The sequence below is a fragment of the Ensifer sp. ENS06 genome (assembly GCF_014852205.1).
GTDB lineage: Bacteria > Pseudomonadota > Alphaproteobacteria > Rhizobiales > Rhizobiaceae > Ensifer > Ensifer adhaerens.
Genome location: NZ_JACVBC010000019.1, coordinates 60,944 through 79,839, shown reverse-complemented (window position 1 = coordinate 79,839; position 18,896 = coordinate 60,944). Strand labels below are relative to the sequence as shown.

The 18,896-nt window shown below is 57.6% G+C and carries 15 protein-coding genes and 1 pseudogene; 9 read left to right on the top strand and 7 right to left on the bottom strand.

Features of this window, described 5'->3' with window-relative positions:
* Complete coding sequence (locus tag IB279_RS34195; RefSeq protein ID WP_192340763.1) at positions 1-1,209, bottom strand: hypothetical protein; 1,209 nt, start codon at positions 1,207-1,209, stop codon at positions 1-3.
* 871 nt (positions 1,210-2,080) lie between these two features.
* A complete protein-coding gene (locus tag IB279_RS34190) occupies positions 2,081-3,484 on the bottom strand; it encodes a short-chain fatty acyl-CoA regulator family protein (RefSeq protein WP_192340814.1) in 1,404 nt (467 codons plus the stop codon).
* Positions 3,485-3,610: 126 nt separating this feature from the next.
* Between IB279_RS34190 and IB279_RS34185 the strand changes: the two genes are divergently transcribed.
* The 5 genes from IB279_RS34185 to IB279_RS34165 all read left to right on the top strand — a co-directional run bounded on the left by IB279_RS34185 (position 3,611) and on the right by IB279_RS34165 (position 8,640).
* Positions 3,611-5,203, top strand: coding sequence for an isocitrate lyase (locus IB279_RS34185; RefSeq protein ID WP_192340761.1), 1,593 nt, complete (start codon positions 3,611-3,613; stop codon positions 5,201-5,203).
* Positions 5,204-5,275: 72 nt separating this feature from the next.
* Complete coding sequence (locus IB279_RS34180; protein ID WP_210338764.1) at positions 5,276-5,452, top strand: hypothetical protein; 177 nt, start codon at positions 5,276-5,278, stop codon at positions 5,450-5,452.
* Positions 5,453-5,486: 34 nt separating this feature from the next.
* Entirely contained in the window at positions 5,487-5,966 is a 480-nt protein-coding gene (locus IB279_RS34175) for a UPF0262 family protein (RefSeq protein ID WP_192340757.1), read from the top strand.
* A gap of 107 nt (positions 5,967-6,073) precedes the next feature.
* Positions 6,074-7,363, top strand: coding sequence for a citrate synthase (gltA, locus tag IB279_RS34170; RefSeq protein ID WP_192340755.1), 1,290 nt, complete (start codon positions 6,074-6,076; stop codon positions 7,361-7,363).
* 287 nt (positions 7,364-7,650) lie between these two features.
* A complete protein-coding gene (locus IB279_RS34165) occupies positions 7,651-8,640 on the top strand; it encodes an IS30 family transposase (RefSeq protein ID WP_192340753.1) in 990 nt (329 codons plus the stop codon).
* Positions 8,641-8,930: 290 nt separating this feature from the next.
* On the opposite strand, the pseudogene IB279_RS34160 reads toward IB279_RS34165, so the two are convergent.
* A pseudogene (locus IB279_RS34160) lies at positions 8,931-9,946 on the bottom strand (IS110 family transposase).
* Positions 9,947-10,337: 391 nt separating this feature from the next.
* Here IB279_RS34160 and IB279_RS34155 point away from each other — a divergent pair.
* The 3 genes from IB279_RS34155 (at position 10,338) to IB279_RS34145 (ending at position 14,096) form a co-directional block, all read left to right on the top strand.
* Positions 10,338-10,946, top strand: a complete 609-nt coding sequence (locus IB279_RS34155) for an HAD-IA family hydrolase (RefSeq protein WP_192340751.1) — start codon at positions 10,338-10,340, stop codon at positions 10,944-10,946.
* A gap of 467 nt (positions 10,947-11,413) precedes the next feature.
* A complete protein-coding gene (locus IB279_RS34150) occupies positions 11,414-13,075 on the top strand; it encodes a class I SAM-dependent DNA methyltransferase (RefSeq protein WP_192340749.1) in 1,662 nt (553 codons plus the stop codon).
* Positions 13,065-14,096: a hypothetical protein gene (locus tag IB279_RS34145; RefSeq protein WP_192340747.1), complete on the top strand. Its 1,032-nt coding sequence runs from the start codon at positions 13,065-13,067 to the stop codon at positions 14,094-14,096. The genes IB279_RS34150 and IB279_RS34145 overlap by 11 nt, the downstream gene beginning before the upstream one ends.
* A 156-nt stretch (positions 14,097-14,252) precedes the next feature.
* Here the strand turns inward: IB279_RS34145 and IB279_RS34140 are convergent, their stop codons facing one another.
* Complete coding sequence (locus tag IB279_RS34140; RefSeq protein WP_192340745.1) at positions 14,253-15,053, bottom strand: hypothetical protein; 801 nt, start codon at positions 15,051-15,053, stop codon at positions 14,253-14,255.
* Between the two features lie 55 nt (positions 15,054-15,108).
* Here IB279_RS34140 and IB279_RS34135 point away from each other — a divergent pair, with 55 nt between their 5' ends.
* The gene (locus tag IB279_RS34135) at positions 15,109-15,636 is read left to right on the top strand and encodes an AAA family ATPase (protein WP_192340743.1); all 528 of its coding nucleotides are present in this window, start codon (positions 15,109-15,111) and stop codon (positions 15,634-15,636) included.
* Here IB279_RS34135 and IB279_RS34130 read toward each other — a convergent pair.
* The 3 genes from IB279_RS34130 to IB279_RS34120 all read right to left on the bottom strand — a co-directional run bounded on the left by IB279_RS34130 (position 15,587) and on the right by IB279_RS34120 (position 18,850).
* Positions 15,587-16,081 carry a hypothetical protein gene (locus tag IB279_RS34130; protein WP_192340741.1) on the bottom strand — a complete coding sequence of 165 codons (495 nt, stop codon included), beginning with the start codon at positions 16,079-16,081 and terminating at the stop codon, positions 15,587-15,589. The genes IB279_RS34135 and IB279_RS34130 overlap by 50 nt on opposite strands.
* Before the next feature lie 44 nt (positions 16,082-16,125).
* Positions 16,126-17,358, bottom strand: coding sequence for a hypothetical protein (locus IB279_RS34125; protein ID WP_192340735.1), 1,233 nt, complete (start codon positions 17,356-17,358; stop codon positions 16,126-16,128).
* 232 nt (positions 17,359-17,590) lie between these two features.
* Positions 17,591-18,850, bottom strand: coding sequence for a DUF763 domain-containing protein (locus IB279_RS34120; RefSeq protein WP_192340733.1), 1,260 nt, complete (start codon positions 18,848-18,850; stop codon positions 17,591-17,593).
* Positions 18,851-18,896 lie beyond the last annotated feature (46 nt).

The window sequence follows — 18,896 nt, the reverse complement described above, 5'->3', positions numbered from 1 at the left end:
TCAGCCTGTAGTCGTGACGGTGACGGGTCCAGGGTTGCCTTCGAACTGTCCTGGTGAGCCAGTCTTGCCTACGTTACCCGGTTCACCTATTGCACCAGCCGTTCCGGCGGAGCGGTGCTTCCCACTCCCAGAACCGCCCGCGCCTCCTTGGCCGGCAGGGCCAACCTTGCCTCCAGCGCCGCCCTTGCCCGCCGGGGCCATCAGTGAACCGTACTGGAACTGGGAGGCCGCGATACCGGCTGCAAGCGTGACGTTGATCGGGTGGCCCAGCACGCCGTTACCCCCATTACCTCCGTCACCGCCATTGCCACCGTTTCCGCCATTGCCACCATTTGCGCTCTGAGTGCCTTCGCAGCCTGACTGGCACCCGTCACCTCCGAGACCGCCAGCGCCCCCAGCGCCTCCTTGCCCACCATCGCCACCCGCGCCCCCGGCCCCTGACTGTGTCACGAGGTAAAGTGGGTTGCCGGTGATCGCCTTGAATGCCAGGTTCGCCGTCAAACTTGGGGTTCCGTCGGAGCCTTGCTGACCTTCCCCCCCTGGAGCCCCGTTTCCGCCGGTGGTACCTGGCGTTGGATCCTTCGCTCCCGTACAAATTCCGGGTGAGGGAGTTCCCGAACTACTGCCATTCTGCCCGTTCGCGCCAGCTGGTTGACTGATGCCAGCTTGCCCAGGTACGCCCGCCATCCCAAAAATGCCGAACGTATAATTGGCGCCAGTCCCCCCGCTGGACTTATTATTCACGGCCTCGGCCACAAACGTAACACTGGTCGCTCGGGCATTGATGAAGCCACCCTGATTAATCGTCAGCGTGGTCAGGTTGACGGCAACTGGTCCGGCATTGGTTCCGAGGTTCCATTCACCCGAAACGATTTTGTCCTGCGCGGAAACCAGCGTGACCTTGACTGGAAAGATATGCTGCAGGGCCAGGCGATCATTACTCGACAACCTGCGCCCGGTATGCACTGCAACCTCTGCTCGGAAATAAAGCGCTTCGAGGCTTGAGTTCGCCTCATCCATTAGTTCCGGATAGTTTATCTCGTACCGACGGCGCCTCTTTTGATGCTCTTCTTCTCCTGCGTCATCGTCCATCAGTTGACGAAGCTCTTCCAGCGAATGGACGAGGCGTGTTGTCCGAATTTCGTCACCGTTGGCCAGGGCTTCCAGGTCGTGCCCGAAAAGCCTGGCGCGCTCAGCGAATGAGGCCATGCTTCATTCCTCCATAGGTTGATACAACCAGCAAGTGTCAGGGTAGAGATTGTTCGGCATTGATGTCGAAATCCCTCCCCGCTTGCGATGTCTTCGCGAGGGAAAGTTGAAGTCGTCGCTGGCACCGCAATCGGATTGGATCGTCAGCAATGCACGTACTGGTGGAGCTTATGCGCGGATTCAAAACCTGACAATTGGGAGTAAAGCGATCTGCCGCCCAAACATCAGGGATGGTTTATGCAACTTTCGCGAGTCTTCACCTGAAACAAGGATGCTGCAGCGAACCATCAGCAAGCGCGGCTTTGGGCTAACCCACGATCATTTTAGGGGTCGCGCAAGATAGCAACCAAGGAACAACCTTCGGTTACGGCACATTCCTATGCAAATCTGCCAATGTGCTTACTATCGCACCCGTCGGCCTCGGTCTCGTAGCGGCCGGATAGTTATCCTTCGAGCGTCGCGATTTGATACATTATGAGGAAGCAGCAATGCAGCGCCGGTCGACCTTTTCGTGGGCTCCTCGCTTCGTCGGCAAACACACCACCCCCCGGCCAAGGACTCTGCGTTTTAACGCGAGCACATGCAAACTCTGTCGAGCGCTCAACGCTGCCGTCATTATGCGCAGCGGTGATGTCACGTTGTGAATTAGCCCCCCATCCTGTTCCAGAACGAGGGCGAGCTTGTCAGCGGTGGTCTAGGTGTAGGTTTCAGCTCGCCATCCGGCGCCGACAGTTCACACAACTAACGTCCCTCGGGTTCTGGATCCCCGGAGAATCTCCGCTTCCAGTTACGCGACCGTTTTGGCCCAGAAGGTGACCACCTTAGCAGCTCACAACCTGTCGGTTGCAGATTTAAGTCGCGTCGCGAACGCTCAGGCGTCTGAGAAACCAAACGGCGCCTCGGTTCTCCGGTAGTTGTCGGGAAGAAGCTGGCGGCCGATCGGAGGCTCCGATCGAGATGTGCAACCTGTTCGATGACAGAGCTGGCAGGCGATGCCGATCGGCGTGGGTTCGTCGGCCTGTGGATGATTGCGACTGTAGACCAGGCGATCTGCGTATTGTGCCTCGCAGACGATCGCGATCGCCCGCTCGACGCTCGGAAGACCATAAGTGCCCCCGCCGGCATGCACGGTCCGCGCGATCGAGAAGAAGCGCTGGCCGTCCGGCAGTTCCATCCACTGGGTTATGACCCGCCTCGGGGTTGAGAAAACCTGATGTACCGTCCACAACGGACAGCCACCCCCGTGACGGGCGAACGGAAACGCACCACTGTTCAGGCGCTTCGAAACATTGCCGGCGACGTCAGCCTTGATGAAAAAGAACGGGATCCGCTCCTGACCAGGCTTTTGAAGCGTGGTCATGCGATGTGCGGTCTGTTCGAAACTGACGCTGAATTGCCGGGAAAGGACCTCGACGTCGTAACGTCGGCTTTCGACAGCTTTCGCGAACGCCGCATAAGGCATGACGATCGCAGCAGCCGAGTAGGCGGCAATCGCCCGGTGAGCCAGCCGCACCGCATTCGGGATGTCGAAGTTTCCTTCATCGACGGCCGCCTGGATCTCCGCCTCAAGTTCGAGATAGGCAAGCTGCAGCGCGATCTGGAAGTTTTGGCTCGATTGATCGAGCGCCTCGCTGAGCAAAAGCTCCTTCCGGTGCCAGTCCAGGCGTCGGAGCGAACCGACCATGACCTCCGCAGGCAAACGGCGGACCTTGAGATTGTGTCGCGCTTCGAGGTAAGCGCTCAGCCCACCTTTATCGGCAATCCTGACGGAGAGTTTTTCAGAGGCTGCATCAAGCACCGGGAAAAAGTTCCGCCGCGCGGACAAGAAGCTGCGGACCGCCGTTATCGGGTCTCCAGGGCCTGCGCCCTCCCCGTTCGACGAATAATGGCGCTTGTCAGCGAGCGCGAACTGCCCCTCCTTGTAGGCGGTATGGAGCCTCAGCATCGCTTCCGCGAATGCCGGAAAACTGTGGGCAACGTCCGCGATCTCCAACGACCCGAAGTCGACGTCGCTGAGGATCGGGTCCCTCACGACGCCCTGCAGGCGTGTAACCAGGTCAGGTCCGGCATCGTTGGCAAAATCGGAGAAATCGATCTTGTAGGCTTTGGCGAGACGCAGGAGCGTTTCCGCCGTGACAGGGCGCTGATTTCCCTCCATCAACGCGATGTACGATGGCGAGATATCGAGATCTGCGGCCATCTCCGCCTGCGTCAATCCCAGATCGCGCCTAAGCCTGCGAAGTCGCGGCCCGAGATACAAACCATGCTTTTCCATGACGAGCATTACAACATTACACGAAACTCTTGTAAAGTTTGACAACGTGACACCGAAGCCCCTCGCGCTGCAACAGATCATCCCTATGGTTTCCGCCACGCAGCATAACGACTTTTCGGAGGATCAATGTCGTACCAAAGCCTTGTGGAAGAAGCAGAAAAGCTCATTGCATCGAACGAGAAGTGGACCGGCGTCACAGCAGAAGCGGTGGCTCGGATGCGCCTCCAAAATCGTTTTCAAACCGGCCTGGACATTGCCAAATATACCGCAGCGATCATGCGCAAGGACATGGCCGCCTACGACCAGGACCCGGCGAAGTACACGCAGTCGTTGGGCTGCTGGCACGGCTTCATCGGACAGCAGAAGATCATTTCGATCAAGAAGCACTTCGGAAACACCGACCGCCGTTACCTCTACCTGTCGGGCTGGATGGTTGCCGCTCTCAGGTCCGATTTCGGGCCCCTGCCCGACCAGTCCATGCACGAGAAGACCAGCGTTTCGGCGTTGATCGAAGAGCTCTATACCTTCCTGCGTCAGGCCGATGCCCGAGAACTCGGCATGCTGTTCCGCGAAATCGACAAGGCTCGCGCCGCCGGCGACACCGTTCGCGAACGTCAGCTGCAAAACTCGGTCGACACCTACCAGACGCACGTCGTGCCGATCATCGCCGATATCGACGCTGGATTTGGCAATGCCGAGGCAACCTATCTGCTTGCAAAGAAGATGATCGAAGCCGGCGCTTGCGCACTGCAAATCGAGAACCAGGTCTCTGACGAAAAGCAATGCGGTCACCAGGATGGCAAGGTGACGGTTCCCCACGAGGATTTCGTGGCCAAGATCCGGGCTCTCCGATACGCGTTTCTGGAGCTTGGTGTCGACGACGGGATCATTGTCGCCCGCACCGATTCACTCGGCGCCGGCCTGACCAAGCAGATCGCTTTCTCGGCTAGGGATGGTGACATCGGCGACCAGTACAACGCTTTCCTGGACTGCGACGAAGTCGAGCCCGGCCAGGTGCTAAACGGCGACGTACTGATCACCCGCGCGGGCAAGGTTTTGAAGCCCAAGCGGCTTCGCTCGAACCTCTTCCAGTTCCGCGAAGGAACGGGCGCCGAACGCTGCGTACTCGATTGCATCAACGCGCTGCAAAATGGCGCCGACCTCCTGTGGATCGAGACCGAGAAGCCGCATATCGAGCAGATCGCCGGCATGGTCGACCGGGTACGCGAGGTCATTCCGAACGCGAAGCTCGTCTACAACAACTCGCCGTCGTTCAACTGGACGCTCAACTTCCGCCAGCAGGTATTCGACGCCTGGAAGGAAAAGGGCCAGGACCTGAGCGCGTACGACCGCAGCAAGCTGATGGGCGCAGAGTATGACGCGACCGAGCTTGGGGCCGAGGCCGACGAGCGCATCCGGACTTTCCAGCACGATGCAGCGCAGCGGGCAGGCATTTTCCATCACCTGATCACCCTGCCGACCTATCACACCGCAGCCCTTTCCACCGATAATCTCGCCAAGGAGTATTTCGGCGATCAGGGCATGCTGGGGTACGTCGCAGGTGTCCAACGGAAGGAAATTCGGCAGGGTATCGCCTGCGTGAAGCACCAGAACATGTCCGGATCCGACATCGGCGATGATCACAAGGAGTACTTCTCGGGTGAAGCGGCTCTCAAGGCGGCCGGCGAGCACAACACGATGAACCAGTTCGCGGCTTGATCGCCACCACTGAGGCATCAGTGGCAGAGGAGGCGCGGGTCGCCTCCTCTGTCTTGAGAAGGAACTATGATAATGGAAACAATCGAAACATTGGCCATACCTGAGCCACCGCGTTCGCGCACCGTGTTCTCGAACGAGGATTTCGAACTCATCCGGGTTGCCGTCAATTACTACCTGCAGGAGATCAAGGAGAGCCCTGAGGGTCTGAAATACTCGAACCTCTACCATCGCCTTTGGCGCATCGAATGATGTTGCCGACGGCATGGAGCCTCTGGGACTGCCGATGACCACTGGACGCAACCACCTGTGCGCCGTTCAAGTTGAGCATGCGGAAGCCCGTCTTGACGCGGTTCTTGAACGCGAACAGTCGGTGGCGATCGCAGATTTGCTGGAAAGCAATCTGTTTGAGCTTATCGGCCGCGAACACGGTCCGTACAAATTGCGACTGTCCACCCGCGACGCGAAGCTATCCTTTCAGATCGCGACGCAAGACGACGTCCCGATCGTTTCACATATCCTGTCGCTCACACCCTTCAGGCGGGTCATGAAGGACTACGCGATGATCTGCGAGGCACATTTGAGCGCGGCACTAGCCTCGGACCCATATCGCCTGGAGGCGATCGATATGGGCCGCAGAGCCGTCCACAACGAAGGGTCGGATCTCCTCAGGGAGCGCCTTTCCGCCTGGATCCGAACAGACCACGGTACCGCACGTCGCCTGTTCACGCTCATGGCCGTCCCTTACACACTGAAGGGTCCATGATCTCATTTTACAATACCGCACGTCGGCATCTTGGGATGCTGCCACCTGATAACCAACCTTCGGTAGCCGCTGTCTTCACAGCTGCAAGGCCAAACGGGATTTGAATGATGCACGATAGACGCGCACTTGTAGAGGTCAACGGTCGGAGCGCCGAACTAGAACTCCGATCGGGGTCCATCGGTCCTGATGTGGTCGATATCGGCTCACTGTACAAGCAGACCAAGATGTTCACTTACGACCCGGGCTTTACGTCGACGGCGTCGTGCGAATCCAAGATCACCTATATCGACGGTGACGAAGGCGTGCTCCTGCACCGCGGCTACCCGATCGAACAGCTCGCAGAACATGGCGACTTCCTGGAGGTCTGCTATCTCCTGCTTTACGGCGAACTGCCGACGAAGGCGCAGAAGGCTGACTTCGACTACCGCGTCACGCACCACACCATGGTGCATGAGCAGATGTCGCGCTTCTTCACCGGCTTCCGTCGCGATGCCCACCCGATGGCCGTCATGTGCGGCTGCGTCGGCGCTCTCTCGGCCTTCTATCACGACTCGACCGACATCACCGATCCGCATCAGCGCATGGTCGCTTCGCTGCGCATGATCGCCAAGATGCCGACGATCGCCGCGATGGCCTACAAGTACCATATCGGCCAGCCCTTCGTTTATCCGAAGAACGATCTCGACTACGCCTCGAACTTCCTGCGCATGTGCTTTGCCGTGCCTTGCGAGGAATATGTAGTGAACCCGGTGTTGTCGCGCGCCATGGATCGCATCTTCATCCTGCATGCCGACCACGAGCAGAATGCTTCGACCTCGACCGTGCGCCTTGCCGGTTCGTCAGGTGCTAATCCCTTTGCCTGCATCGCCGCTGGCATCGCCTGCCTCTGGGGCCCGGCCCACGGCGGCGCGAACGAAGCTGCGCTCAACATGCTGGCCGAAATCGGCACGGCTGACCGCATTCCGGAATACATCGCCAAGGCCAAGGACAAGAACGATCCATTCCGCCTGATGGGCTTCGGCCACCGCGTCTACAAGAACTACGATCCGCGCGCCAAGATCATGCAGAAGACCACGCATGAAGTGCTCGCGGAACTCGGCCACAAGGACGATCCGCTCCTCGAAGTGGCGATGGAGCTCGAGCGCATCGCGCTCACCGACGAGTACTTCGTCGAGAAGAAGCTCTACCCGAACATCGACTTCTACTCCGGCATCACGTTGAAGGCGCTGGGCTTCCCCACCACCATGTTCACCGTGCTGTTCGCGCTTGCGCGCACCGTCGGCTGGATCGCCCAGTGGAACGAAATGATCGAAGATCCGGAACAGCGCATCGGCCGCCCGCGCCAGCTCTATGTCGGCGCTCCGCAGCGCGACTACGTGCCTCAATCAAAACGGTAAGGGACCAGTGTTCGCGCCGGCCACCTGACCTGCCGGCGCGACTCGAGTCTTCCGTGGAAAGCCTTGCCGCCAATTAGCCCAGCACCCAGTGTGTCGGCCAACTTCTCGGTCAGTTTTCGAGAACTCAGAGCCAAGATCAGATCACATAGTGAGGACAGGTCGAGACCCTCCCATGTGGTCCTTCGTCCAGTTGATACATTATGCGATCTTCTGTAACGGGCGGGTACATTCTATTTTCAAGTGCGACATGCCAATGATTTCAATGGCTTCCCCTTGGAGATTTTGGCATGTCCCGACGTTATTCGCAGCTGAATCTGGCCGATCGACGCCGCCTCTTCCACTTTGTCGAACGCAAGCTGCCGATCAAAGAAATGGCCCGCCCACTCGGTCGTCATCGATCGACGATCTATCGTGAGATCCGGCGCAACACCTTCCACGATCGCGAGCTGCCCGAGTATAGCGGCTACTTCCCAACGGTTGCTGACGACATCCGCAAAGAGCGTCGGCGACGCCTGCGCAAGCTCATGCGTCATCCGCCGTTGCGCGAACTGGTGATCGAGCAGCCGAAGGCACTTTGGTCGCCGGAACAGATCGCCGGCCGTCTGCTTGCCGATGGTGTGAGCGCCGTCCGCGTCTGCACCGAGACGATCTATCGTTTCATTTACGGCAAGGAAGATCAGGCGTTGGAGCTCTGTCAGCATCTGCCGGAAGGCCGCCGCAAACGTCGCCCCCGCGGCTCGAGGAAACCCCGCGACGGCGCCTTTCCTGCTACCAACAGGATATCGCAACGTCCTGATTTCATTGGTGATCGTTCGCAATTCGGGCATTGGGAGGGCGACTTGCTGATCTTCGAACGCGATCTGGGCAATGCCAACCTGACCTCGTTGGTCGAGCGCAAAAGCCGCTACACCGTGATGATCAAAAACCCGAGCCGGCGCTCAAGACCGATCATCGAAACGTTCTCTCCCTTGCCAGCCTTTGCGCGGCAGAGCTTTACCTTTGATCGCGGTACGGAGTTCGCCGCTTTTCGGGCTTTGGAAGATGGCATTGGCGCGCGGAGCTGGTTTTGCGACCCCAGTGCGCCCTGGCAGAAAGGTGCGGTGGAAAACGCCAACAAGCGCATCCGCCGCTTCATGCCCAGCGATACCGATCTATCCGCTGTCAGCCAGCAACAACTCGTCGCTCTCGTCCATCATCTGAACGCGCTGCCACGCAAGTGCCTGGGTTACCGCACGCCCGCCGAGGTCTTCATGGCGCATTTGCGCGAAAACGCGTGATGCCCTACCCTTCACACGGCAATGTTGCGCTTGGATTAGATTCCCCAGCGTTGCGTCAATCCCTTGTGAGCGTAATCCCTCGCCGAGTGCTTGCTTCTGTCCGCAGTCGGCGCTGTGCCGCTGCTCTATGGTGTCTGCCAAGGACCGGCCGGCCAATCTTTGAAGGCGCAGTCATCGCGTGCTGCTGATCGCATAACGGCCTAACCTATCCATCGTCCCGGCGAAGGGACCTTGCTCCGGCGGGCGGATGGCTGTGCCCGTCCGAAAACCTGTCTTGTCGTCTCCTTCGATCAAGCCGCCAGGGCTGGGTCTACCTTACGAGCAATGAAGCTGGTTCCGTCCCTGAGCATGCAATGCAACACAACGGCCAACTTGCGGGCCAGCGCCACGCGCGCCTTTTTGGGACCGGCTCGTCTGGCGACCGCCAGTGCCCAGCCCTTCAGATCGGACCCTTTGACCGGACGCGTCAGGATGACGTGGGCCGCCTCGTAGAGCGCGGTTCGCACGCTGCCATCGCCGATCTTCGAGATGCGACCGCTATGATCGGTCTCCCCGGATTGATATTCCTTGGTGTCAATCCGAAGTGCGGCCCGACCGCGCGAGAGGAGCGGAAGCGCTCTGGCGCATCGATGGCCGCCACAAACGTCAGCGCCACCAGGACGCCAACGCCGGGCGTCGTCATCAACCGAAGGGCGTTGTCGTCCTGACGGGCGATGGCGCGCAGCGTGCGCTCAAACCCTGCAAATTCCTGCACCAGCGCGTCGCGTACCTTCAGCAGCGAAGAGGCGATCGTTTCCAAGGTCGAATGGCCGGCAATCAGTTCACGAATGCGCCCCGCATAAGTGCACCGCGTCGTCGGCCCCACCTTGAGGCCGAAGCCGCGCAGAATGCCCCGGATGCTCATCTCGACGTCATGAAGCTTGCCCTGAATGAGCTTGCGGGCAGTCAGCAGCGCACGCACCTCCTGGGCGGCCAGCGATTTGCAGTGGACCGGTCGGAACCAGCCCAGCCGCATCAACTGCGCAATGCCGCGGGCGTCCTTCCTGTCGGTCTTGACCGGCATCGTCTTAAAGGCTGCACGCACGTGGCGCGTCTCGATCAACTCGACGGCAAGACCTACTTTCACCATGCCGGCATGCAGCCACTGCGACAACGGCCCGGCCTCCAGACCAATGCGCTCCATCGCACCCTGGTCGCCAAACCAGGCGATCAGCGCATCGGGCTCGCTGAGGATCTTTGCTTCCCGGACGATGCGGCCATCCGCATCGACCACGCACACACTCGAGTATTCCAATGATACGTCGATGCCGGCATACTGCTTTCATGGTCGTTTCTCCGTGATGCTATGGAGCAGGCCACTCCTGACTCCGCGACACCATCATTGTGAGGGACGACCACCGGCCCTTCAAACCTGCCGTGCCGGCTGAGCCCGTTACACCATCTTCTTGGCCCAAAAAGTGAACGTCACGGCAACAAGCGGTCCAGGGATGGGGGTACGAGCCTGTCTGCCCCTAGGGCGAAATCCACCACTAGGTCTTCAAGCAACAGCATTTCGGGCGTAGCGGTCGTCATCGCACAGGCCCGGAAGCCGACTAACTACGCGGCGACATCATGTCTCCTTAGCGCCAATAGCGGTCGTTGCGGCTGCCGCAAGATTGCTTATCCTGCGGGCAACGCATGGAAAGAGGCAATCGAACATGATCAACGCACTTATGGTCGACGTGGATGGCGTTTTGGTTGGCGGCCGTCCGAGAGATGGAAGGCCATGGGCATCTGGCATCGAAGATGATTTTGGATTTTCGGTCGAGCAGTTGCAGCGAGAGTTTTTTGCTCCTTATTGGAACGACATCATAGTTGGGCGGTCAACTCTGGACCGCCATTTGAAGCCGGTACTCGCCGAGATAGCGCCGCATCTGCGCTATGAGGTTTTCGTCGCTTATTGGTTCGAAAACGACGCTCGACTGAATAATGGTCTCCTGGCACAACTGGATCAGCAGCGCAGGTCTGGGAGACGCGTTTATCTTGCGACGAACCAAGAACACGCTCGCGCCGCCCACCTAATGGAAGTCCTTAGATTGGGCAGCCGGTGTGACGGAATTTATTATTCGGCAGCATTGGGATGTAGGAAGCCGGACAAAGCTTTCTTTGACAAAGTTAGCGCTTTATCGGGCTTTCAAGCAGATCAGTTGCTTTTGATCGATGATACCCCTGCGAACGTAACTGCCGCGCGAGCATCAGGCTGGAACGCGGTCATCTGGTCTGACGGGTGCACGTTAGAAGCGACGATGAAAAACTTCGAGCCCTAATGACTGCTTAGGGCCGATACCGGGCGTTGGCGAACCATGGTAGTCCGGCCGCTTTCGGTTTTGCGTTCGGGACGAGGCATTCTGTAGACGTACCAAGTATCCGCTCCTGACGTTTCCAGAGCGTTCAGATCGAGGGCCTCAGCGCGACTATCCACCCGACTGAGACGGCGGGAAGCCGGCAACAGGCCGCCCAGTCCGGATGTTCCCCATCCCTCGCCTTGAATGGATCCGAACCATCGACCCGCAAAATGATAAGCGCCCGATTTCAACGCCATAGGCTGCAACGCCCCATAGGTGCACTGTAGTTCTGGATGGAAGTAGGTCATTGCAACGCAATGGCTTGCCGCTATTTTTCCGCTGGATCGGCAGATTGAAAATAAGAACAAAGAGTAGACAGAAATTCATCTGTATAGGATAGGTAAGCGGCAAGACAGCGAACCCATGCGTGCACGATTCGGGAGCTAGCCGTGACATTCGTTACCCATCGCGACCCTATCGACACTCCCGTCCTCCGCAAGGAGAGAGGCGCGTTCTACACGCCTTCGGCGATTACCCGTTTCATTTCCAAATGGGCCATTCGCGCGCCTGAGGATCGCGTGCTCGAACCGGCCGCCGGCGACGCTGCGTTCCTAGTTTCCGCGGTCGATCGCCTTCGTGAACTCGCTCCACGCAGGCGCTCGAGCCCGATGGTTCATGGCGTGGAAATACACGCCCACAGCGCAGATGTTGCTCGCAAGCGCGTCGCTGACGCCGGGGGCGAGGCCGATATCCAACTGTCCGACTTCTTTGCCGTCACACCCGATCCAGCGTTCGAAGCCGTCATCGGAAATCCTCCCTTTATCCGATACCAGGACTTTACGGGGGAAGCCCGTGCTCGTGCCCGGGAGGCGGCCATCAGGGGCGGCATTTCCCTCACGGGGCTCGCATCCAGTTGGGCTGCGTTCACCGTGCACTCGGCGTTGTTCCTTAAGAAAGGTGGCCGCCTAGCCTTCGTCTTGCCCGCCGAACTGCTCTCGGTCAACTATGCAGCTCCCGTCCGCAAGTTCCTGTTCAGTCGATTCCGCGACATACAGCTCGTATTGTTCGATGAGCAAGTGTTCCCGGAGGCGGAAGCGGATGTCGTGCTTCTCCTCGCTGATGGCTACCTTGAGGGGCCGGCGGATTTTGCGACGATCCGCCAAACCAAGAACGCTGCAACGCTCGACACTTTAGGCCCGGGACTGAGCTGGACACCGGCCGACCCAGCGGGCAAGTGGACCAGCAGTTTAGTCGATATCGACGCAGTGCATCTCTTGAACGCTCTCTCGACAGCAGGCCTCTACACGGACCTGGAAACCTGGGGCGACACAACGCTCGGAATGGTAACCGGAAACAACAAATACTTCACGCTTTCCCCCCAGCGCGTAGCCGAGCTCGGACTTCCCCCAGACGAGTTGCTCAGCCTTTCGCCACCCGGAAGCTCGCATTTGCGGGGCCTCTCGCTTTCGAGTGCCCAGCTGAAGAAACTCGGTGAAGAGGGCAACGCGATCCACCTGTTCTATCCAAATGACCCGCCTTCAAGGGCTGCTGCGGCATATATTGCCGACGGCCACAGGACAGGCGTCGACACCGCCTATAAATGCCGGGTCCGCAAGACCTGGTACCGGGTGCCGCTCGTTTCACCCGCGGACCTTTTACTGACCTGCATGAATGCGGACACCCCCCGGATTACGGAAAACTCGGCCAAGGCTCGTCACCTTAATTCGGTGCATGGGGTTTACTTGAACGAGGCATATAAGGCCGTGGGCCGCGAACTCCTCCCTGTCGCCAGCTTGAACTCAATCACCTTGTTGCATGCCGAAATGGTCGGCCGCGCCTATGGAGGCGGGATCCTGAAGATCGAGCCAAAGGAGGCCGACGTTTGGGCCATGCCTTCGCCGACCCTGATCGCCTCTCGCGCCGATGAGCTTCGCAAGATCAAGCGAAGCGTTCGAAAGCTCCTGGAAAAAGGGCGGCTGCTCGATGCCGTCAAGCTGGTTGACGAAGTACTGGTCGACGGCGAGGTTTCGGCGACGCAAATGGCAGGCGTCCGGAATGCACGAGCGGAACTAGCGAACCGTCGCAATTTGAGGGCAGCAAGTGGCCGCTAAAATAAGTTCGAAAGCAGAAGCCTGGGTAATATTCGATCACATCGTTGAAGCTGCAGCACCTGGCGGAGAACACAGCAATCCGTGGGTTCTTCGATCGGACGGCCAGCCTTTCTTCCTTCCCGACTACGACACCCTTGCGCTGTTGCTCGGCGTTCCGCTGCACCTGAAAGTGGGGACACAAACGGGGGTGCCTGCCCTCGCTCTTGATGTCTGGCTCAGCTATGAACTTCGAAGGGCTGGTTTCGGGACGGACCAGGTTTGGCCGAGGCCTGCTAATCCGCGGGTTCTTCCCGCGCCTGTCTCGGCTTTCGTCAAGTCGCTTCCCACAGCGATACGAGCCAAGGCCCAATCCCATTTGACGTCGAACACGTCCATTCCCGGCGTGACCTCCTCGTCTGCTTCAATTCTAGGTAAAAACTATCTGAAGCAAGTCGACGTCATCATCACGGATTGGGTAACCGGCCCAGAATTGCTGATATCGACGAAGCGAATGGACTCCTCATATGGAAAAAATGCGCCGAACCGCATCGAGGAATCCTACGGCGACGCCAAGAATCTTCGCTTGCGCCACCCCCTTGCGGCACTGGGGTTCTTGTTCGGTCTGCGGTCTGACATCCTGGAGAAGGAACCCAAGACGGCAGAGTGGTTGTTCGACCTCTTGTCCAAGCTTGGCCGTGAGGACGATGCTTACCACTCCACCTGCCTGGTGTTAATGGAATACTCAACTGATCCAGTACTTCCGGCGGCCGACGAACACGAACCCACCGACGGCATATTGGAGCCGGGCCCGCAGCCGATAACGGATGCGGCCGAGGGTGAAATCGCGCACCTTGCTGAAAGCACGGTCGAGAGCATCGTCAAGGCCCTGCCGAATGTATCGATCCTCGCAGAACGAACTCCAGATGACCTCTCACCGGCCCGTTTTCTGACGTCGTTGGTTACGCGTGTTCTCGCGGCTACGCCCGTCAACATGCATGAGGAGGCGAGAAGGCGCCGCGCTTCCATCTTACCGGGGAAATAGAAGCCTAAGCGGCTGTTCAAGTTGCCCGATCACATTCACATGGGCAATTTGTCTAGCGCCTTGAATGGATATGGTCCGCAGACGAATAATAACGAACATTGATGAAGGCGCCTTCACGTTAGGCGGCGTTCCAAGGTGACCCCAATGGCAGTAAGATTAAGCCGGTTGCTGTGAACCTGCCATTTGGGCCAACGCGCGCATCAGACCGTCCTTACGTCTATCAATAATGTCGGGATTGGTTTTACTCGACAATGCTTTGCGCTGCTTGATACCTAGGAAGTATGCGATGCGCTCGGCGTTTGCGCCGCTCGCATGGGGGAAACCCGTTAGTACCGCATTCCTATTGAGTAAATCCACGTCGACCGCCATCTGAAGCGCGAGCTCAGCGGATGCCCCGAGTGGTACCCACAACGCGGAGCTGACTTTCCGGATTTCATCGAAAAAGGTTCTGCGTACCATTTCCTGCAGTTCCGGGACCGCCGTGATCTTGGGCTGACCAGAATAATTGGCCCCATCTACAAACACGGGGTTCCGGAGAGCTGACGTATAATGGACGAGGGTCTGGGCTGAACCAAATAGATCAGCACAGGATGGAATTTGCAGATGGGTGTGGAGGCCAACATGGTCGAACATGCGTATCAGATTCGAGCGCATCGCTCCTGCAAAGCTGGCGGTTGATTTGGCGACCGCAAGCGCGGTTTCCTCGTCAAGAGCTTTTTGCATCGACCGCCGATAGGCAATGAGAGCGTCCGTCGCCTGACGTCGCCCAGGCGTAATGCCGACAAGCACGATACGCGCATGACTATTGACGAATTCGAACGGAGAGTAACTGCATGAGAGCTTGCCTTTTTCGAAGAGGGTCAAGCTGCCACCAAGTGTGCAGTCGTTGAAAAGTGCAGCTTCGGAAGCGGAGAGGATAGTCGCCGAAAAACGTCGAGAGAGCGTAAGGTCGGTCATGCAGATGCCTTGCAAAAATGTTATCTAGGCCAGGTCGTATAGGAGGCCTCTTCTCATGATTTTCGTCGCAGGTCTCTCGAAATCGGGCAAGACACGCACGTTGCATGCCGCGGTCGATGGCATGTCGGATGTCCAGCACGTGATTGCTAGTGATCTACTTAAGTCAGCCGGAAAGACCTTACAGCCAGAGGGATTGAATCAGGTCCATGAAAACCAGCGAATCTTACTCGATCTCCTGTTGTCCATCGATCTCGATGCTGAGCAAGAAGCAATTATCGATGGGCATTTCATAATCGAGACCGGGAATGACGCCGTTGATGTTCCAGAATGGTTTTTCGAGCGTCTACGCCCTGCAGCTATTGTCGTCGTCGACGATCCAAGCGCGGCCTTTCTTGCGCGTAGACGTGGCACCCGCTTTGCGGATGCTCCAGACGCTGTTGCTACTCTCCGAGCGCGCGAACTCGATCGCGCCGAGCAGATCGCTCATCTACTCGGTGTCCCGCTGGTGAGTATTCGGTCAGGGGAGATTGCGGCTATGCGTTCAGCAATCGAGCGCTTTCGTAAGGCGAAAGCCAGCCATTGAATACATGCTCGGTTTCACCAGCCCGGTAATATGAGGCAAGTTTCTGGGTTTGGGCGAAGCGCCCTGACCTAAGGATACCACTAAATTCAGACAGCCGGTTTTGCGGAATAGTGATCATTGGGTAATCTGTTCCGAGCCAACGGCTCGCCTCCCCGATCAGAGACGAAGCAACGCCTTGAGCCCGGAAGCCCTTGTCTACCCACACTGTGCATACCTTTTGTTCATCGCAGGTTCTCTTTGCGATGACGACGCCGGTGATCCGCTCGTTCATCCAATCAACGAAAATCGAGCGCGAAACTCCAAGCTCGGGCACAACCTTGTCCCAATACCATTCCTCGAAATTAGGATAGAGATGACAAACATCTGCAAGGGCTGCGTACACATCGACGCACGCCCATCGTAATGCATGACACAGCTTCTCTTGTGCAAGTTCCATCTGACTCATCTGCCCCCCTTAATCGCTCAGCATATGGTTCGCATGTGACGCAATCAATCGGCCCCAGACCCAAAGCGACGGAAAATTCTTCCTATTGTCATGCTTAGGTCCTTCAACGCCCCCTTGATTTGAGTGAGGGTAATCCAGAGTAAGAAGAAAAAGAGCAGCAAGCCGGCTAGTATGGTCACTGTATCAGCGAGCGCGCTCGGGAAAGATGTCCCCGGTTTTGTAAAAATTTCCGGTAGCAGCCACCGATATAGTTCAGCGGCAACCGCGTAAAAAGCGCTGCCGAGCGCGCCGATCAGCGTGATCATGTATGCGTACATGAACAAGTTTGGTCGATACATTCGGAACTTGGCAAACGCATTGAAGTCCTCGACGCGCTCGCTTAGCTTACCCTCTGAAATCTTGCCGCTGTCCTTCCAGTGGTAGATGACGAACCCGCCGTCGGTAAAGCCGGGGTACGGCTCGAGGTCAACCTTCTTTTCCGGATGGCGCCCTCGCAGATAGTGACGCCAGAGGCTGGCTTCGAGAACACGGATCTTCCGGAAATCTCTATGCTGCATCATAAGTTCATGGCGCAGGTCTCGGATCAGGAAATAGTGAACTGTTGAGATGTTAACCGGACCGTCCTCAAACCACTGGATTAACGATGGCGGGATCGTTCGGCGCTCATTCAGCCTAAACTCGGTTAGCTCAGTATTCTCGAAGGAGGGCAAGAGGAACCACTCATTTGGAATGACCTCCGAACTGAACAAATGCCGAGTTGCCTTCGTCAAATAAATCCGAAACCGGATATAATGATCGTGGCCACCCTCGAACTGCTCACATAATTCCTTGTTGAAACTGATTACGGTGCCAATGTCACCGGCATCCATTTCCACCGGCTCTAGCGTAATGTGCCTATCAAGGTCGATCGTATGGATTCGAGTCGTAGTCCGGCCAAGCCGAGTGTCGAAATAGTTCTCGGCACGACTTATGATCTCAACCAGGTCGTTGAACACTGCGTTGAGACTGGTCCCGTGCTTGAGCACAGAACTCAAGTCGAGCAGCTGTGTTTTCTGAATCTGAGCCGGTACAAACAGGAAAAGTCTTTTGAACGGCGCCCCTGTCTTGACCTTAATGCCGATATCGACGAAGTCGGCGTGGAGGGCACTATCCCGCCAGAGATTGAAGTGCAGTTCCAAGGTGGGGCAACCGTCTGCGATCTCTCCGGGCGCAAGGTTCCCCCTTTTCGGCACAAGTTCACCGATCGCCTCGTGCCAGATTGCTAGAGTTCCTGTCACATCGCCTCCCCGATACAATATCAATTGAGTAGCGAGCGTTTGATCTAAACGCAAATCCGTAGTGTTTTCAGGGTAAATTTGTTTTGGAACAACAGGCCAACGCGTGCACACAACACCTTGCCCTGGGTTTGTCGACAATTCAGAACCGACACCAACCGACTTTGATCAAAATCGGTTTCTGAAATGGCGCAGACGGCGGCTGCTGGAGATCCGGAATCAAGACACAGTCGAACTACACCTGGTGACCGCTGGCGGGATCGACTTCGTGGCCGAATATCGAGCGGCCGCCAAACTCGTGCGAGCGATGGAACTCGCCCGCAATAATCTCTTTTAGGTCAGGCCCGGTAACGTAGCGCTCAAGCCGCCTCGCCTGTTCGTCCAATCGATGCAAGGCCAAGAGCTCTTCTTGGTGGCCCAATTTTCCTTTTTGGACAGCCGACTTCATTACGCGTATTGTCTCATCGTAGACCTTAATCGGTACCGGATACGGATGGCGGTCCTTCCCACCGTGAGCCAGAGAAAATCGCGCTGGATCAGAAAAACGAGAAGGAGCTCCGTGAACAACCTCAGCCACCATCGCTAGGGCATTGACGGTACGAGGTCCGACACCCGGCACAAGAAGCAGTTCCTGAAAGTCTTTTGGCCCGCGCTCGGCCGCCGCGGCCAGGTTTCCATGGAGGCGACGTATATTCACATCCACTTCTTGGACTTCGTGGCGCATAGGCATAACGAGATGAGGAAGGTCCATCTGTTCTTCGACGAAGATTTGTTCAGGTTTCCCTTTGGGGTGAATCTTGTTCAGTTCGCGAATGATGCCATCAGGTCCAATAACATCCAGAAGCTCGAGCTGGGCGTCCCGAGACGGTCGTGCCCTGGCGTCGGCTAGGTTCATTATGATGCCTTGGTCGCGCCCTTCGATAGCAGCATGGGGTGAATCAAGAAAACTTTTCAGTCCTTCTGATAACCAGTGATACCGCCGAGCTTGTCCACGCTCGCCGTTCATTCCTTGCTGCACGACCACCCAGTTTCCATCTTGTGTAGTGATAAATCCATGGAGATAGAGGTCAAACCCATCCTGCACGGCCGCGCTGTCGACCTTTGCAATTAGGCGGCTCGTCGAGGCAAGGTGATGACCGTCGAAGCCAGTGCACTCCGCTATGGTGATCAATTCTGATGGCGTCTTACGCGACTGAGCGCCACGTCCGCCGCAGACATAGATGCCGAGTTCGTGGGCGCGGGGTGAAAGACCGCGCTTCAAGGCTCCCAGGACACTAGTTGTGATGCCCGACGAGTGCCAGTCCATCCCCATGACTGCGCCGAATGACTGGAACCAAAATGGGTGGGCAAGACGCCTCAAAAACTCATCGCGCCCGTAGTGAAGTACAATCGCTTCCGTGATGATCGTCCCGAGGCGCGTCATGCGTTCACCGAGCCAAGCTGGAACGCGCCCACCGTGAAGGGGTAGATCTGCGCTCCCAGCTCTATGAGCCATAGCGCAGCCTCCATTTTCGATATCTGCCTATGAAGCTGTTTCGCTC

Bases quoted from the DNA above. Each gene is read 5' to 3' on its own strand.
- IB279_RS34195 (WP_192340763.1), bottom strand. From the start codon at position 1,209: ATGGCCTCATTCGCTGAGCGCGCCAGGCTTTTCGGGCACGACCTGGAA.
- IB279_RS34190 (WP_192340814.1), bottom strand. From the start codon at position 3,484: ATGGAAAAGCATGGTTTGTATCTCGGGCCGCGACTTCGCAGGCTTAGG.
- IB279_RS34185 (WP_192340761.1), top strand. From the start codon at position 3,611: ATGTCGTACCAAAGCCTTGTGGAAGAAGCAGAAAAGCTCATTGCATCG.
- IB279_RS34180 (WP_210338764.1), top strand. From the start codon at position 5,276: ATGGAAACAATCGAAACATTGGCCATACCTGAGCCACCGCGTTCGCGC.
- IB279_RS34175 (WP_192340757.1), top strand. From the start codon at position 5,487: ATGACCACTGGACGCAACCACCTGTGCGCCGTTCAAGTTGAGCATGCG.
- gltA (WP_192340755.1), top strand. From the start codon at position 6,074: ATGCACGATAGACGCGCACTTGTAGAGGTCAACGGTCGGAGCGCCGAA.
- IB279_RS34165 (WP_192340753.1), top strand. From the start codon at position 7,651: ATGTCCCGACGTTATTCGCAGCTGAATCTGGCCGATCGACGCCGCCTC.
- IB279_RS34155 (WP_192340751.1), top strand. From the start codon at position 10,338: ATGATCAACGCACTTATGGTCGACGTGGATGGCGTTTTGGTTGGCGGC.
- IB279_RS34140 (WP_192340745.1), bottom strand. From the start codon at position 15,053: ATGACCGACCTTACGCTCTCTCGACGTTTTTCGGCGACTATCCTCTCC.
- IB279_RS34135 (WP_192340743.1), top strand. From the start codon at position 15,109: ATGATTTTCGTCGCAGGTCTCTCGAAATCGGGCAAGACACGCACGTTG.
- IB279_RS34130 (WP_192340741.1), bottom strand. From the start codon at position 16,081: ATGAGTCAGATGGAACTTGCACAAGAGAAGCTGTGTCATGCATTACGA.
- IB279_RS34120 (WP_192340733.1), bottom strand. From the start codon at position 18,850: ATGGCTCATAGAGCTGGGAGCGCAGATCTACCCCTTCACGGTGGGCGC.